The organism is Actinoplanes sp. NPDC049118 (assembly GCF_040648555.1).
Taxonomy (GTDB): Bacteria; Actinomycetota; Actinomycetes; order Mycobacteriales; family Micromonosporaceae; genus Actinoplanes.
Genome location: NZ_JBEZDY010000031.1, coordinates 61,874 through 76,471 on the forward strand (window position 1 = coordinate 61,874; position 14,598 = coordinate 76,471).

Sequence of the window (14,598 nt, forward strand, 5' to 3'; positions counted from 1 at the left end):
GGGCGCCCACGAGGCGCCCTGCGCCCTCCCTTCGAAAGGTTCCCGATGACCCTTCCCGCAGGCGTTTCGCGGCGTGGCGTGCTTGCCGCCGCCGCTGCCGGTGTCGCCGTACCCCTCGTTCTCGGCGATTCCGCCGAGGCCGCGCCCGCGCCCGCGCACGGCCACGGACACGGGCCCGCTCCGAAGACGTACGACCTCACCGTGCTCGGCACCTCCGACACGCACGGCAACGTCTACAACTGGGACTACTACAAGGATCTCGAGTACGACGACAGCGCGCACAACGACGTCGGCGTGGCCAAGCTCGCCGGGCTGGTCAACCAGATCCGCGACGAGCGGCGGGGCAAGGCCACGCTCGTGCTCGACGCCGGCGACACGATTCAGGGCACGCCGCTGGCCACGTACTACGCCAAGCAGGAGCCCATCACCACGACCGGCGAGCGGCACCCGATGGCCCGGGCGATGAACGTGCTGCACTACGACGCCATCACGCTGGGCAACCACGAGTTCAATTACGGGCTGCCGCTGCTCAACCTCTGGATCCGTCAGCTGGGCTTCCCGGCGCTGGCGGCCAACGCCGTCGACGCTCGCACGGGGCGACCGGCCTTCACCCCGTACGTGATCAAGAAGGTCTCGCTCGGGCGCGGCGCACCGACGCTGCGGGTCGGGATCCTGGGCCTCACCAACCCGGGCGTGGCGATCTGGGACAAGGCCAACGTCGAGGGCAAGCTGCGCTTCAACGACATGGTCGCCACCGCCGCGAAGTGGGTGCCGGTCATGCGGGCCCGCGGCGCCGACCTCGTGCTGATCTCCGCGCACGGTGGCGACAGCGGAACGTCGAGCTACGGCCCGGAACTGCCCAACGAGAACCCGAGCGCCCTGATCGCCGAGCAGGTGCCGGGCATCGACGCGATCCTGTTCGGACACGCACACGCCAACGTTCCGCAGCGCTTCGTGACCAACGCCGCGACCGGCGCGCAGGTGCTGCTCTCCGAGCCGTCGAAGTGGGGCCAGCGGCTCTCCCGGATGGACTTCACCCTGACCCGGGACCGCGGCCGGTGGACCGTCACCGAGAAGAAGTCGGACCTGCTGAACACGAACACGGTGGCGGAAGACCCGAAGGTGCTCGCGGCGGTGCGCTCGCAGCACGCCAAGACGGTCGCCTACGTGAACCAGGTCGTCGCCACGTCCACCGAGGAGCTGTCCGCGGCGGAGTCGCGGTACAAGGACACGCCGATCCTGGACTACATCAACAAGGTGCAGACCGACACGGTGACCGCGGCCCTGGCCGGCACCGCGCACGCGGCGCTGCCGGTGCTGTCGATCGCGGCACCGTTCAGCCGCACCGCGGTGTTCCCGAAGGGCGACGTCAAGATCAAGGACGTCGCGGGGCTCTACATCTACGACAACACCCTCGAGGCCGTCGTGATGACCGGCGCCGAGGTGCGTGCGTACCTGGAGTTCTCGGCGAAGTACTTCGTGACGCTGCCGGTCGGTGCGACGCCGGACCCGGCGACGCTCAACGACCCGAAGGTGCCGGACTACAACTACGACGTGTTCTCGGGCATCGACTACGACATCGACATCAGCCGCCCGGTCGGCGACCGGATCACCCGCCTGGAGATCGCGGGCGTCGCGGTGGCGGCGGATGCACAGTTCGTGGTCGCGGTGAACAACTACCGGCGCAGCGGCGGCGGCAACTTCCCGGGCATCGTGAAGACGCAGGTCTACAACGCGCAGCAGGAGATCCGGCAGCTGCTGATCGACTGGGCGCAGGCCAAGGGTGAGATCAACCCGGCGGACTTCTCCGTGCCGAACTGGCGGCTGGTCCGGGCCGGCGTCCCGGTCTTCTAGACGGACCGCAAACGGCAGGTGCCGTCGTGATGCGCCCCCCGGCGCACCACGACGGCCACCCGCCCACCCCAGTAGGTCCATGCACCATCGGGGACTTTCTCGGCGACTCGCACCTGCGCGCCGTCCGGGTCTGGCTGACCGCTGCCGCGGTCGTCGGGTCAGTCGGTGCCCTGTGACTCCCAGCGGCCGTCGGAGTCCGCGGTCAGCGTGAGCGTCGCGTTGCGCCCGTCGCTGAGGGTCAACCGGCACAGGTACTCGCGCATGCCGTCGGGGCCGCGTTCGGCGATGGCCCGGCACTCGGCCTCGGTCGCGGTGATGTTCGCCTTCTGGAGCTGGCCGTCGTGGATGACGGCGTCCTGCACGGCCGCGAGCCGCTGACCCTCACGGATGTCGTTGTACAGCGGCTTGACGACCACCGAGCCGACCACGAACCAGATGAACGAGGCGGCGGCGAGGCTGACCAGGAACGTGATCCAGTAGGGTGCGGTGCTGTTGCGCCCGCGCCGGGCGTCGGCGGCGCGACGACCCGCGGAGATCACCCCAAGTACGCCGAAGAGCAGCGTGAACACCGTCACGGGCCAGACCGCCGGCGGATGGGCGCGCGAGGCGTTCAGCATCTCGTCCGGGTACGGAACCAGCAGGGTGCCGTGCTCCGTCACCGGCTGCGCGGGCGCCGCCGGTGCGGGGGCTGTGCTGGTCTGCGCGGTGGCCGCCCACGGCGGCGCGGTCGGATACGCCGCCACCGGCGGATACGCGCCACCTGACGGCGCTGCCCCGGCTCCGGGATACGCGTCGGTCCGGGTCGTGGCGCCCGCCGGGGCGAACCCCACCGGAGCGCCGGCCGGGTGCGCCGCGGGCTGCGGGTGACCGCCCGCCGGGGCATACGGGCGTGCCGGTGCGTATCCGACCGGACCGCCTTCCGGGTTCGCGCCGGGCTGGGGGTGACCGCTTGCCGGGGGGAACGGGCGTGCCGGTGCGTATCCGACCGGACCGCCTTCCGGGTGCGCCGCGGGCTGCGGGTGACCGCTTGCCGGGGGGAACGGGCCGAGCCGGGTGGGCCCGCTCGGCGAGGGATAGGTGGCGGTCCGCGTCTGGCCGGCCGGCGGGTAGGCGTCCGGGTGCGGTTGGTCCCCGGCCTGGCGGTGGACACCGTGCAGCCGGAGTCCGCTCGTCTCCGGCCGGGCGTCGTCATCCGCGGTGCCGCCGTGCCGCGGAGCTTCGGCGACCGGCGCCGCTCCCTGGGCGTAGGCGGCGGCGCCGCCCTGGACGCCGGCGACGGTCAGCTGCGGGTACGGCACCGGCTCGGGGAAGTCGGCCGCGCCCTCCTGCGGGTACGCCACCGCCCGGTACCCGTCGGCCGGGTGGGCCGCGGGCGGTGCGGAGACCGCCGGCGCATAGTGATCCTGCGCCGGCGGGTACTGTGCGTAGCCCGTGGCGAACTGCGGATACTCCTGTGGGCCGTACGGATCCTGCGAGGTCATTGCGGGGGGCCTTTCCCGGTAGCGGCTCGGGAGCATTGCCGTGCCAGTGGCCCACCCCATCGGCGTGCAGCCGTTGGAGTTGAGTACTACTGCCGCACGAGCGCGCCGGTGGCCGAACGGCCGGGTCGTGCCCGGCCGCGGCCCCCGCCCGCGGTACGTCCGGCGGTGCTGCCCGGCGCCGTCAGGTGGCCGGCGCCACCGCCACCTGCATCTCGGTGATCCACTTGCTCAGGTCGTGCATCGGGCAGTCCAGGTAGATCTCGCGGGCGTAGCCGGTGCCGACCGTCCGGTAGTCGCTGTCGTCGATCCATTTCGCGATCAGCTGGCCGGTGCGGAACGCCTCCGACATCGGGCCGTGGTGCAGCAGGGTGGCGGCCCGCTCGATCGCCGGCAGGTCGACCACCTGGAAGCCCGGGTCGGCCGGCACGTCGCCGGTGATCGGGAACGCGGCGTGCTCTCCAACCGCTCGATGAGCTGCGGATACAGCGGGCTGAGCGCCTGGCTGATGTCCGGCCCGTCGTAGCTCGAGGCGGGCGCGGAGCTCACCGGGGTCGACCTTCTCGTCGATCAGCGCCTGGACCTGCTGCAGGGTGAAGCCGAGGTCCACCTCACCTTCGGGCCTGACACGGTGTGAGGGTCGAGCGCTCAGTTACCGGTGTTCTTGCCCCCGCCGTCGCCGCCCTCGGCCGGGCCGGTCGGCTCGGTCGTCGGAATCGTGGTGGGCGGCGTGGTCGAGGTCGGCTCGGTCGCCGGCGGGGTCGTCGCCGTCGCCGTCGGCGTCGCCGAGGCGGTCGGGGAGGCCGTGGCGGACGCGGGCTTGCTCGGTGGCGTCGTGCGGTTCGGCCGTGGGGTGGCGCCGTTCGGCTGGTTCTGGCCCCGGGTCGAGGTCACGGTCGGCTCGGCGGGCTCCTCGGACTCGTCCGGGTCGACGCTCGGCGCGGCCGGCACGACACCCTTGTCGGAATTCTGACCGGCGTCGGCGTCGTTGCGCTGCAGGAAGATCGCCAGGGCCAGCCCGCCGGCGAGGACGAACAGCCCGATCACCGTGAACAGCACGGCGAGCTCGTTCCTCGAACGGCCCTGCCTGCGGGGGACCGTCGCCGGCGCCGGCGCGGCCTCGAGCAGGTTGCGCTGCCCCGGCAGGACGCGGCCACCGGCGGCCGGGCTCATCGGCCGGGTCAGGGCCGTTCCGGTCATCGACGCGCCGCCCAGCGTCGTGGCGGCCGTCGCGGGGTTGAGCATCGACGGGCGGCGCAGGGCCGTGCCGGTCATCGAGGCGCTGGTCTGGCCGCGCCAATCGAGCGATCCCGCGGCGGCGAGCGCGGCCTCGGCGAACTCGGCGGCGTTGGCGAACCGGTCGTCCGGGTGCTTCGACATCGCGCGGCTGATCAGCTCGCGCACGGCGGGCGGTACCACGTTGGCCGGCAGCGGCTCCGGGTCGTCCTCCAGGTGGCGCAGCGCGACCTGCAGGGCGTTGTCGCCGTCGAACGGCGGGTGTCCGGCGATGCAGTGGTATGCGACCGCGCCCAGCGCGTAGACGTCCGTCGCCGGGGTGACGTTGCCCTTGGCGACCTGCTCGGGCGCCATGTAGAGGGCGGTGCCGACGATCGCGTTGAGGCCGGTCACGCTGGTGACGGCGGCCGAGCGGGCCACACCGAAGTCGACCAGGATCACGGTGCCGTTGGGCTTGACGATCAGGTTGCCGGGCTTGACGTCGCGGTGCACCGTGCCGTTCTCGTGTGCGGCGTGCAGGGCGTCGCCCGCCTGCGCCACGATCGACATGGTCTCGGCCACGCTGAGGCGGCCCTGGTCCTTGAGCCGGGCGGAGAGCGGTTCGCCGTCGACGAAAGCCATCACGAGGTAGGCGCAGTTGTCCTCGTCGCTCGCGTCGCCGGCGCTGTAGTCGTAGACCTCGACGACGCCGGGGTGACGGAAGGCGGCCATCATCCGCGCCTCGCCGTAGAAGCGGGCGGCGAACTCCGGGTCGGCGAGCATGGCGGTGCGCAGCACCTTGACGGCGATCGTGCGGCCGAGCACCACGTCGGTGCCGCGCCACACGTCACCCATGCCACCGGTGGCGATGCGCTCGTCCAACCGGTAGCGGTTGTCCAGGAGACTTCCCGAACTGAGCACCAGCTGGACCTATCTACTCGGGTGTCGCCACGGACGGATCATTACCGGCTCCGGCCGGGCTGTCGGCCGGGCACAACTGTACAGATTCACGATGCTTCCCGGCGAGGTCGGTGGGTTGCGGAACGGACGCGATGATCGGTTACCGGCGGGTCAGCGGGGGGTACCGTCCGGCCTGCCGCCGAGTCGGTGATGAGCCGGGCGAGGCGCCGCTGCCGGGTGTCCTCCCGCTTGGCGCTGACCACCCAGTGTGCGGCCGCGCGGCGATACGAGGCCGGTTGCGCCGAGAACCATTCCCATGCCCCCTCCTCGCTCTTGAAGCTCGCCGTCTGCCGCTCGTCGAGAACCGCGTCGGCGGGCTGCTCATATGAGTGCGCCGCCACCCGTTCGGGTTTGCGGGTCTCGAACGCCAGCAGGCCGGCCGGGTGCATCCGGCCCGCCGCGGTCAGCTCGACGATCTTGGCGATGCGACAGGAAGCCGCGGCCGTACGGACCGTCAGTTGTCGTACGCCGGAGTGGTGATCATGGTCGGCTCCGCCCGCTCCAGCTCCTCGTTCTCGGCCTGGCGCTCGAGGGCGGCCCGTGCCGTCGACGCGGCGGTCCAGCCCAGGGCGACGCCGATCAGGCCGGCGCCGACGATCAGGCCCCACGGCAGGCCCGGCCTGCGGCCGGCCAGCGCGTTCGCGGCCAGGTTGGCCCGTGCCCACGCCTCGTCGCTCACCGCGCTCAGCCTGGTGCCGGCCTTGTCGGCCAGCCTGCTGCCCTTCCGGCCGGCCCGGCCGGCCAGCTTCGACGCCTTCGAGCTCGCCGCGGAGGCGCCGGTACCGGCCAGGTCGGCGGTGTGCCTGCCGGCGTCCATGGCGCCCTCACCCGCGGTCGCCATCGCCGACGCCAGGTAGTCCCAGGCCTGTGCCGCGGTGCGCTCGGCGGTGTTCCTGCGAGAGAACATCTTCTCGTTACCTCCTGCGATCGCCGAACCGGCGTTGGGTGTCCGACTGCATTGGTGCCCCGTCCCGGCCGGGAGCAAACCCCCCGCGCCGAGAAAGCGACATGCCGGTGAATGTCCGGAGCCGGTCGGATGTGGACGCGGCCTCGACGGATTAAACGGTGGACATCGCTGGGTACGCTTGCTGCGGTTTCATATGTGGCACTCAGCCACCTGCCAGGTTCGGGCACCACGGTTCAAGGCAGTTTCACCGGACCCGACGGGGGTGGTCTCCGCTGCCCCCCGGATGAGAACGGCCTCGGTTCGGGCCGTTTCTCGTTTCGAGGAGAAGACGCCTGGGGTATCCCAGGCGGGTGGAGGTATTGGCGTGACGCTGTCGATAACGACGTCGACGCTGCCCGGTGGGGTGGTGGAGATCTCACCGTTCGGCGAGATCGACGTCGAGAACGCGTACCAGATCAAGGAAGCCGTGGCGGAGCGGCTCGCCGCCGGACATCCCGAGCGCATCGAGCTCGACATGCACGCCGTGGCCTTCATCGACTCCGTGGGCATCAGTGCCCTGGTGGCCGCGTTCCAGCTGGCCAGCGTCAGCGGCGTCAAGCTGGTGGTCACGCGCCCCAGCCGTTTCGCGCACCGTCAGCTGTGGGTCACCGGGCTGCTCGGGCTCTTCGGCGCGCCGGAGCCGTGCACCGATTGTCCGGATCCGTCCCATCGGCCCCTCGTGTCCCGGCCCTGACCGCGACTGATCATTGTCTTAACCATCTCTGAGACGGCTTGTCGGTGCCCTCGGCGGTAGGGAATAGTGCCCATTCGTGGCGCGACTTCCGATGGGCACCGCCATCCTCGGGCGATATGTGCTGATCGGCGCCATCGGCCAGGGTGGCGTCTCGACCGTGTACTCGGCCGTCGACGCCCGGCGCGGCCGCAAGCTCGCGATCAAGGTGCTGGCTCCGAGCCTGGCGGACGACCCCCGGGCCCGCGAGGACGTCCGGCGCGAGGCCCTCATCACCGACCGGCTGCGGCACCCGAGCGTGCCCCGCGTCTTCGAGTACGGCGAGGCGCCGCTACCGGACGGCACGGTCGTCCCGTACGTGGTGTTCGAGTTGCTGGCCGGGGTGCCGCTGACCGAGCGGCTGGCCGGCGGCCGGCTGGACTGGCCCGAGGCCGTCCGCATCGCCGCCACGGCCGCCGACGTGCTGGCCGTCGCGCACCGCCGCGGCGTGGTGCACCGCGACCTGACCGCCCGCAACGTGATGGTCAGCGCGGCCGCCATCAAGATCATCGACTTTGGACTGGCCACGGCCGCGCTGCGCACCGGCGACTCCGGCGCGCAGCCGATCGTGGTGCGCGGCGACAACCACAGGCTGCCCTCGCACCCGAAGACGGCCTTCGCCCGGCCCTCGGACGACGTGTACACGCTGGGCGTGCTGCTCTACGAGATGCTGACCGGCCGGTCGCCGTACCCGTCGGCGATCGCGGCCACGATCGTGGCCGCCGGCCGGGTCGCACACCTGGCGCCGACGCCGGTCCTGACCATCCCCGGCCTGCCGCCGGAGCTGCGCGACCTGGTCCGCGCCTGCATGGCGAAGCGGCCGGAGGACCGCCCGCGCAGCGCGGCCGTCGCCCTCGCGCTCTGGGGCATCCTGGACGGCGTGCGCCTGCCCGAGCCCAGCGTCAACTAGATCGCGGGCGTCTGCACCACGATCGACTCGAGGTTGAACGTCACGTCCGTGGCCTCGCCCGGCGACCGGATCGGTGTCACCACCGCGTAGCCCGCGGCCAGCGCGGCCAGGTCCGTACCCGCCTCGATCGGCTCGTCGGCGGCCTGCACCGCGGTGCGCACGAAGCCCTCGCCCGCCTCCGCGATGCTCATCTGCACCTGGCCGAACCGGGCCAGCCCGGCCCGGCGCAGCCCGCGGATTCCGTCGACGTGCAGGTCGGGCACGTTCAGGTTGAGCACGGTGCCGGCCGGGGTGTGGGTCAGCGTCGGCAGCAGCTTGATCGCCAGGCCGGCCGCGCTCTCCCAGTGCCGCTTCTCGTCGGCCGCCCTGTCCAGGTCGCTGGCGGCCTGGCCGCCGCTCTCCGCCGTGCCGTCGGCGGAGAGCACGTCCAGGGAGACCGCGAGCCCGTGCAGGCCCGCGTGCGAGGCGGTCAGCGTCGCGCCGACCGTGCCCGAGTGCACGACGGCCGCGCCCGCGTTCGCGCCCCGGTTGACCCCGGAGAACACGATCGTCGGCGGCGGCCCGAACGCACCGCGCAGGGCCAGCAGCACGATGAACGCGGGCGACGCGGCCACCCCGTACGCGGGAACGTTCTTCGCGCCGGTGAGTTCGCGCTGCTGAACGACGATCTTGCCGTTCTGCTCGACGGCCGTGATGGCGGCGCTGCTGCCGCTCGCCTCGGTGAGCGGGGCGGCGACGACGATGTCGAGGCCCTGGCGCGCGGCGGCCCGGACCAGGTGCCGGAGCCCGGGCGAGTCGATGCCGTCGTCGTTGGTGATCAAGATCCGTGGCGTCATACCGGCACCTTCGTGTCGACGGGCGTCAGTTTCACCCGCTCGGTCAGTACCTGGACCGCGTCGAAGCGCCCGGTGCCGAGCCCGTGGCGGGTGACGTTGAGGGCGCCGGCGGCGGCGCCGGTACGCACAGCGTCACACAGCGTGCCGCCCTGGGCGAGCACCGCCGCGACGCCGGCTGTCATCGAGTCACCCGCGCCGCGCGACTCGGCGGCGACCATCCTGGGCATGTCCACCTCGTACATCCGGTCCTCGATCAGGGCGAGCGCGCCCTCGTGGGCGCGGGACACCAGGGCCATCGCGGCACCGTCTTCGTGCAGCCTGTGCAGCGCCCTGGTCAGCGAGCCGGCGGAGTCGTCCGTGACCATGCCGTCGCGGACGAGCTCCTCGTGGCTGACCTTGACGACGTACGGGCCGGCCTCGAGCGCGGCGGTGAGGTGCGCGCCCGACAGGTCGACGATGACCTTGCAGCCGTTGGCGCCGAGGTCGGTGGCGAGCCGCCGGTAGACCTCGGCGGGCACCACCGAGGGATGCGCCGGCCCGCTGAGCACGGCGATGCCCGCCCGCAGCCCCTCCGCCAGCGCGAGGCTGTACAGCTCGTCCATCTCGTGCCGCGACAGCGGTTGGCCGGGGTCCTCGGCGAGCTCCTCACGCTCGCCGCTGCGCCGGTCGTGCACGTACCAGCCGGTGCCCCAGTCGCGCTTGATGGTCTTCAGCGTCACGCCGTTGAACTTCAGCAGCGGCTCCAGCACGCGGCCGACCTCGCCGCCGACGGCCGCGCAGAGGGTGACCTGCGCGCCGAGCAGGGTGATCATCCGGGCCTGCCAGACGCCCTGGCCGCCGGGGTGCACGTGCAGCTCGGCCCGGTCGTTCTGCCGCTCGAGCGTCACGGTCAGCTGGGGCGCGGGCACGAACACCATGACGCCTCTGTGGCTCATGGGCCCAGTCTTACGGACGGTCCGCCCCGCCGGGCAGGATCCGCGATTTAGCCGGCCGGGCTCGGCGCCGGCCGGATCACCCGGCCGGTCGGGATCGGCGATTACCGGGCCCCCGTCACCGGGCGACGGCCTCGGTCAGCTCCTGCACCGCTCTGATCAGGTCGGGGCGCCGGCGCATCAGGTCCTCCAGGCGTACGCGCCACCTGGCGGCCTCGACGTCGGCGATGGCGTGTTCGTTGCCGTCTCTCTCCACCGAGGCGGTGAGCAGCCGCTGGCGGGTGTTGGCGAGTTCGCCGTACCAGTCGGTGCCGAGCTTGCCGAGCATCTCGGTGGCGAGTGCGCTGTATTCCGGGCCGCCCGCGGCGCCGACGAACGCACGTGCGCCGTCCCAGGCGACCTTGGGCTGATGGATGACGGTCCGAGCCATGGTGTCCCCCCGCACTTTTGGCGTCATCGAGGAGTCTAGGCAGCTCACGACCGCCCTCGTGTGGCTTCGCCGCGGTTGCTACCAGCCGGCCGGTGTGCAGGCTCCGCCGGCGGTGACCGGCTCGACCTGCAGGGTCGCGTGCTCGATCTCGAACTCGGCGTGCAGCGTCTCCCGGGCCGTCGCCAGCACCGTGCCGAGCTCGGCGGCGGGCTCGAGGCTCAGGTGCGCCGAGGCCACGTCCATGCCCGAGGTGAGCGTCCAGACGTGCAGGTCGTGCACGTCGCACACCCCGGGAACGGCCGCGAGCCGGTCCCGGACCACCGCGACGTCGAGGTGCGCGGGCGCGGCCTGCACGAGGATGCGCACCGCCGAGCGCCCGAGGGCGAACGTGCGCGGCAGGATCATCAGTGCCACGATCACGGCGACGATCGGGTCGGCGTACGACCAGCCGGTGACCGCGATGATCCCGGCCGCGATGATCACGCCGACCGAGCCGAGCAGGTCGCCGACCACCTCGAGGTAGGCGCCGCGCACGTTCAGGCTCTCCTTGGCGCCCGAGCGCAGCAGCAGGAACGCGACGATGTTGACGACCAGGCCGCTGACCGCGACCACCAGCATCGGCCCGGCGGGCACGTGCGGTGGATCGGAGAAGCGGCGGAGCGCCTCGATCAGCACGTAGATCGCGACGCCGGTCAGCAGCAGCGCGTTGCCGAGGGCGGCGAGCACCTCGAGCCGGTAGAGCCCGAAGGTGCGCTGCGAGTCGACGGCGGCCCGGCCGGCGGCGGTGATGGCGGCCAGCGCCATCGCGATGCCCAGCACGTCGGTGAACATGTGCCCGGCGTCCGAGAGCAGCGCCAGCGAGCCGGTCAGCAGGGCGACGGCGGCCTCGACCAGCATGAACGCGGCCAGTAGCCCGGCCGCCCACCAGAGGCGGGACCGGTGTCGCGCGCCGGCGCGCAGCGCCTGGCCTCCGTGGTCGTGCCCGGCTCCCATGATGGGTCCTACCTTTCCGATGCTCCGCGGAACCCCGGCCAATATATGTTCACATCGCTATATATGCAAGTTGAACTCGGTTGCCATTACCGGGGTACAGGGTGTCGACAGACCGAACCCGCCTGGAAGGAAACGCCCGTGTCCAGACGTATTCTCGCGCTCGTCACCGCGGCCGCACTCGCGGTCGTCATCGGTGCCACCCCTGCGGGAGCCGCACATCGTGCACCGGGGCCGGCCACCATCGCGCTGCCCGACGGTTTCCAGCCCGAGGGCATCGCCATCGGCAGGCTCCCGTACGCCTACTTCGGCTCCCGGGTCGACGGCGACATCTACCGGGTCAGCCTCGGCACCGGCCGGGGCGAGGTGATCAGCCAGGGCCCCGGCACGCCGTCGCTGGGTCTCAAGCTCGACGGCCGCAACCGGCTCTTCGTCGCCGGCGGCAACGGCGGCGACGCCCGGGTGCTGAACGCCGGCACCGGCGCGGTGCTGAAGTCCTACGCCCTGCAGAGCGGCACGGCGTTCATCAACGACGTCGTCCTCACCGGCGGCGCCGCCTGGTTCACCGACTCGGCCAACCCGGTGCTCTTCAAGCTCCCGCTTGACCGCCGCGGCAGCCTCCCCGCCGAGGCGACCCGGGTGCCGCTGACCGGCGCCATCGTGCATCAGGCCGGCATCAACGCCAACGGCATCACCGCAACGCCGGACGGCCGCGGTCTGATCATCGTGCAGTCCGGCACCGGCAAGCTGTTCCGGACGTCGTACGCGGGCGTGACCACCGAGATCGACCTGGGCGGCGGGTCCGTGCCCAACGGCGACGGCATGTGGCTGCGCGGATGCACGCTCTACGTCGTGCAGAACCGGCTCAACGTGATCACCCGGATCCAGCTCGACCGGCACGCCACCCGGGGCGAGGTCGTCAGCCGCACCACCGACCCGCGCTTCGATGTGCCGACCACCATCGCGGAGTACGGCAAGCGCTTCTACCTGCCGAACGCCCGCTTCACCACGACGCCGACGCCGACCACGCCGTACACGGCGGTCGCCGTCCCGCGGCCCTAGGGGGTGGTCCAGTCGCGGGTGCCCACCGTCGTGAGGCGCTGGGTGGCCCGCGACAGGGCCACGTAGAGGGTGCGGGTGCCGCTGGCGTCCGTGGCGATCTCGGCGGGCTCGACCAGCACGACCGCGTCGTACTCCATGCCCTTGGCCTCCAGCGCGGTCACCACCTGGATCCGCTCGGGCAGCCCGGCGACCCACCGCGCGATCTCGTCCCGCCGCGGCACCGGCGTGATCACGCCGATCGTGCCGTCCACGTCGGAGAGGTGCTTCTCGGCGGACTCCCGCACCGCGTCCGGCAGCTGCGCGGCGCCGACGACCAGGTCGACCGGCTCGACGCCGGTGCTGCGTACCGCCGACGGCAGCGGCAGGTCCGGCATGATCGTGCGGATCACCCGGGCGGCGACCGCGAAGATCTCCGACGAGTTCCGGTAGTTGGTCGTCAGCGAGTAGGTGTTGCGGCGCCGCGAGCCGAGCGCCCGGTCGCGCGAGCGGTCCAGTTCCTCCGGGTCGCCGGACCAGGCCGTTTGCGCCGGGTCGCCGACGACCGTCCACGATGCGTACGCGCCCCGCCGGCCGATCATGCGCCACTGCATCGGCGACACGTCCTGCGCCTCGTCGACGACCACGTGCGCGTAGTCGCGGTAGTCCTCGTCGCGTACCACCTGGGCGCGCGACGCCGCCTGCCGGTCCGCGAACGTGCTGACCTCCTGCACCCCGTCGCGGATGTGGAACGGGTTGCCCTTCTTGCGCTGCGGCTGCCGCGGGCGGCCCATCAGCTCGTCCAGCTCGTCCAGCAGCGCCACGTCGGCGATGCTCGGGCCCTGCGTGGCCAGGCCGTCGAACGCGCCCTGCAGCAGCGCGATCTCCTCGCGCGACAGCAGCCCGTTCGTGTACGCCCGCAGCCGGGCCGGCTCGGCCAGCCAGCGCAGCACCCGCATCGGGGTGAGCCGCGGCCACCAGGCCCGCAGGAAGTCCCGGAAGTCGCCGCGATCGGCGAGTTCGGACTCGAACTCCCGCTTCTCCGGCAGGTTGCGGACGGAACCCTTGGCCTGCGCCCAGAGCGCGTCGAAGAGCCGGTCGAAGCCGGTGCCGCGCACCTCGTTGCGGCGGGCGCCGCGCGGCAGCGCCTTGCGCCGGATCCGGTCCAGGTCGTTGCCGTCCAGGCGCAGCAGGGCGCCGTGGTAGAGCAGCCGCAGCTCGGTCGGTCCGCCGGGCACGGCGTCGTGCGAGGCGCGCTCGAGCACCCGGCGCATCCGCAGCGAGCCCTTGAGCGCCGCCACGTCGGTCGGGTCCGTCCGGGCGGCGTCGTAGCCCGAGACCAGCGAGCCGAGCGAGCGCAGCGTCGCCGTGTCCTCGCCGAGCGACGGCAGCACCGTCGCGATGTAGTTGACGAACACCCCGGACGGGCCGACCACCAGGATGCCGCCGCCGGCGAACCGGCCGCGGTCGGCGTAGAGCAGGTACGCCGCCCGGTGCAGCGCCACCGCGGTCTTGCCGGTGCCGGGGCCGCCGGTCACGATCGTCACGCCCGAGGCGGGGGAGCGGATCGCGTCGTCCTGCTCGCGCTGGATGGTCGCGACGATGTCGCGCATGCCCCGACCGGTGGCCTTGGAGAGGCTGGCCAGCAGCGCGCCGTCGCCGACGACCCGCATGTCCGCGGGCGCGGCCTCCGGGTCCAGCAGGTCGTCCTCGATGTTGGTGACCCGCTCGCGGGTGGACTGGATCATCCGGCGCCGGACCACCCCCAGCGGGTCGGCCGGGGTGGCCCGGTAGAACGCCGCCGCGGCCGGCGCCCGCCAGTCCACCACCAGCGACTGCGAGTTCTCGTCGCGGATGCCCATGCGGCCCACGTAGTGCACCGCGCCGGTGCCCAGGTCGAGGCGGCCGAAGACGAGTCCCTCGTACTCGGCGTCCAGGGCGTGCCGGCGCCGCGCGCGGTGGTAGACCATCGCGTCGCGCTCGACCAGCGCGCCGAAGGTGCCGACCCCGGCGAGCTGGTAGCCCTCCTTCTCGGCCCGGGACGCGTCCTTACGAAGCTCGGCGAGCCGGGTGTAGACCCGGTCGACATGCTCCTGCTCGACCGCGATCTCCTGCTGCAGAACGGTGGCGTCGCTCAAGTCGGTTGTGCTCCCCGCTGGTGTTCCGCGTGCTGACGCCGCCCGGCACCGGCGCCAGGGGGCAATCGAACTTACTCCTGTTGCGGTATCCACGTCGACGGCGGCACGCCCGCAAACGCTTGACCTGGGAAATCGCGGGGA

Annotated in this window: 14 protein-coding genes; 4 read left to right on the top strand and 10 right to left on the bottom strand. The window is 72.4% G+C overall.

Annotated elements, in window-relative coordinates:
* Positions 1-45 precede the first annotated feature (45 nt).
* Positions 46-1,854: a 5'-nucleotidase C-terminal domain-containing protein gene (locus tag AB0B58_RS35495; protein WP_360233208.1), complete on the top strand. Its 1,809-nt coding sequence runs from the start codon at positions 46-48 to the stop codon at positions 1,852-1,854.
* 158 nt (positions 1,855-2,012) lie between these two features.
* On the opposite strand, the gene AB0B58_RS35500 is transcribed toward AB0B58_RS35495, so the two are convergent.
* From AB0B58_RS35500 to AB0B58_RS35520, 5 genes are all read right to left on the bottom strand, one after another.
* Entirely contained in the window at positions 2,013-3,335 is a 1,323-nt protein-coding gene (locus AB0B58_RS35500; RefSeq protein ID WP_360233211.1) for a hypothetical protein, read from the bottom strand.
* 181 nt (positions 3,336-3,516) lie between these two features.
* On the bottom strand, positions 3,517-3,942 hold the full coding sequence (locus AB0B58_RS35505; RefSeq protein ID WP_360233214.1) for a GyrI-like domain-containing protein: 426 nt from the start codon (positions 3,940-3,942) through the stop codon (positions 3,517-3,519).
* A 38-nt stretch (positions 3,943-3,980) separates the two neighbouring features.
* Positions 3,981-5,468, bottom strand: a complete 1,488-nt coding sequence (locus AB0B58_RS35510; RefSeq protein WP_360233217.1) for a protein kinase domain-containing protein — start codon at positions 5,466-5,468, stop codon at positions 3,981-3,983.
* Between the two features lie 86 nt (positions 5,469-5,554).
* The gene (locus tag AB0B58_RS35515; protein WP_360233220.1) at positions 5,555-5,896 is read right to left on the bottom strand and encodes a YdeI/OmpD-associated family protein; all 342 of its coding nucleotides are present in this window, start codon (positions 5,894-5,896) and stop codon (positions 5,555-5,557) included.
* Positions 5,897-5,961: 65 nt separating this feature from the next.
* Positions 5,962-6,414, bottom strand: coding sequence for a hypothetical protein (locus AB0B58_RS35520; protein WP_360233223.1), 453 nt, complete (start codon positions 6,412-6,414; stop codon positions 5,962-5,964).
* 364 nt (positions 6,415-6,778) lie between these two features.
* Here AB0B58_RS35520 and AB0B58_RS35525 point away from each other — a divergent pair, with 364 nt between their 5' ends.
* Positions 6,779-7,147 carry an STAS domain-containing protein gene (locus AB0B58_RS35525; protein WP_360233226.1) on the top strand — a complete coding sequence of 123 codons (369 nt, stop codon included), beginning with the start codon at positions 6,779-6,781 and terminating at the stop codon, positions 7,145-7,147.
* Between the two features lie 76 nt (positions 7,148-7,223).
* On the top strand, positions 7,224-8,093 hold the full coding sequence (locus AB0B58_RS35530) for a serine/threonine-protein kinase (RefSeq protein WP_360233229.1): 870 nt from the start codon (positions 7,224-7,226) through the stop codon (positions 8,091-8,093).
* Here the strand turns inward: AB0B58_RS35530 and AB0B58_RS35535 are convergent.
* From AB0B58_RS35535 to AB0B58_RS35550, 4 genes are all read right to left on the bottom strand, one after another.
* Complete coding sequence (locus AB0B58_RS35535; protein WP_360233232.1) at positions 8,090-8,929, bottom strand: 5'/3'-nucleotidase SurE; 840 nt, start codon at positions 8,927-8,929, stop codon at positions 8,090-8,092. The two genes, AB0B58_RS35530 and AB0B58_RS35535, sit on opposite strands and share 4 nt — an antisense overlap.
* Complete coding sequence (locus AB0B58_RS35540; protein ID WP_360233235.1) at positions 8,926-9,864, bottom strand: PfkB family carbohydrate kinase; 939 nt, start codon at positions 9,862-9,864, stop codon at positions 8,926-8,928. Before AB0B58_RS35540 ends, AB0B58_RS35535 begins: the two co-directional genes overlap by 4 nt.
* A gap of 115 nt (positions 9,865-9,979) precedes the next feature.
* Complete coding sequence (locus AB0B58_RS35545) at positions 9,980-10,291, bottom strand: hypothetical protein (RefSeq protein WP_360233238.1); 312 nt, start codon at positions 10,289-10,291, stop codon at positions 9,980-9,982.
* A gap of 78 nt (positions 10,292-10,369) precedes the next feature.
* Positions 10,370-11,284 carry a cation diffusion facilitator family transporter gene (locus tag AB0B58_RS35550; protein ID WP_360233241.1) on the bottom strand — a complete coding sequence of 305 codons (915 nt, stop codon included), beginning with the start codon at positions 11,282-11,284 and terminating at the stop codon, positions 10,370-10,372.
* A gap of 138 nt (positions 11,285-11,422) precedes the next feature.
* Between AB0B58_RS35550 and AB0B58_RS35555 the strand changes: the two genes are divergently transcribed.
* Positions 11,423-12,343, top strand: a complete 921-nt coding sequence (locus AB0B58_RS35555) for a superoxide dismutase (RefSeq protein WP_360233244.1) — start codon at positions 11,423-11,425, stop codon at positions 12,341-12,343.
* Here the strand turns inward: AB0B58_RS35555 and AB0B58_RS35560 are convergent.
* Positions 12,340-14,457, bottom strand: coding sequence for an AAA family ATPase (locus AB0B58_RS35560; RefSeq protein ID WP_360233247.1), 2,118 nt, complete (start codon positions 14,455-14,457; stop codon positions 12,340-12,342). The genes AB0B58_RS35555 and AB0B58_RS35560 overlap by 4 nt on opposite strands.
* Positions 14,458-14,598: the final 141 nt, after the last annotated feature.

Coding starts and splice junctions, on each gene's coding strand:
- AB0B58_RS35520 (WP_360233223.1), bottom strand. CDS start 6,414: ATGTTCTCTCGCAGGAACACCGCCGAGCGCACCGCGGCACAGGCCTGG.
- AB0B58_RS35535 (WP_360233232.1), bottom strand. CDS start 8,929: ATGACGCCACGGATCTTGATCACCAACGACGACGGCATCGACTCGCCC.
- AB0B58_RS35550 (WP_360233241.1), bottom strand. CDS start 11,284: ATGGGAGCCGGGCACGACCACGGAGGCCAGGCGCTGCGCGCCGGCGCG.
- AB0B58_RS35540 (WP_360233235.1), bottom strand. CDS start 9,864: ATGAGCCACAGAGGCGTCATGGTGTTCGTGCCCGCGCCCCAGCTGACC.
- AB0B58_RS35495 (WP_360233208.1), top strand. CDS start 46: ATGACCCTTCCCGCAGGCGTTTCGCGGCGTGGCGTGCTTGCCGCCGCC.
- AB0B58_RS35515 (WP_360233220.1), bottom strand. CDS start 5,896: ATGCACCCGGCCGGCCTGCTGGCGTTCGAGACCCGCAAACCCGAACGG.
- AB0B58_RS35500 (WP_360233211.1), bottom strand. CDS start 3,335: ATGACCTCGCAGGATCCGTACGGCCCACAGGAGTATCCGCAGTTCGCC.
- AB0B58_RS35545 (WP_360233238.1), bottom strand. CDS start 10,291: ATGGCTCGGACCGTCATCCATCAGCCCAAGGTCGCCTGGGACGGCGCA.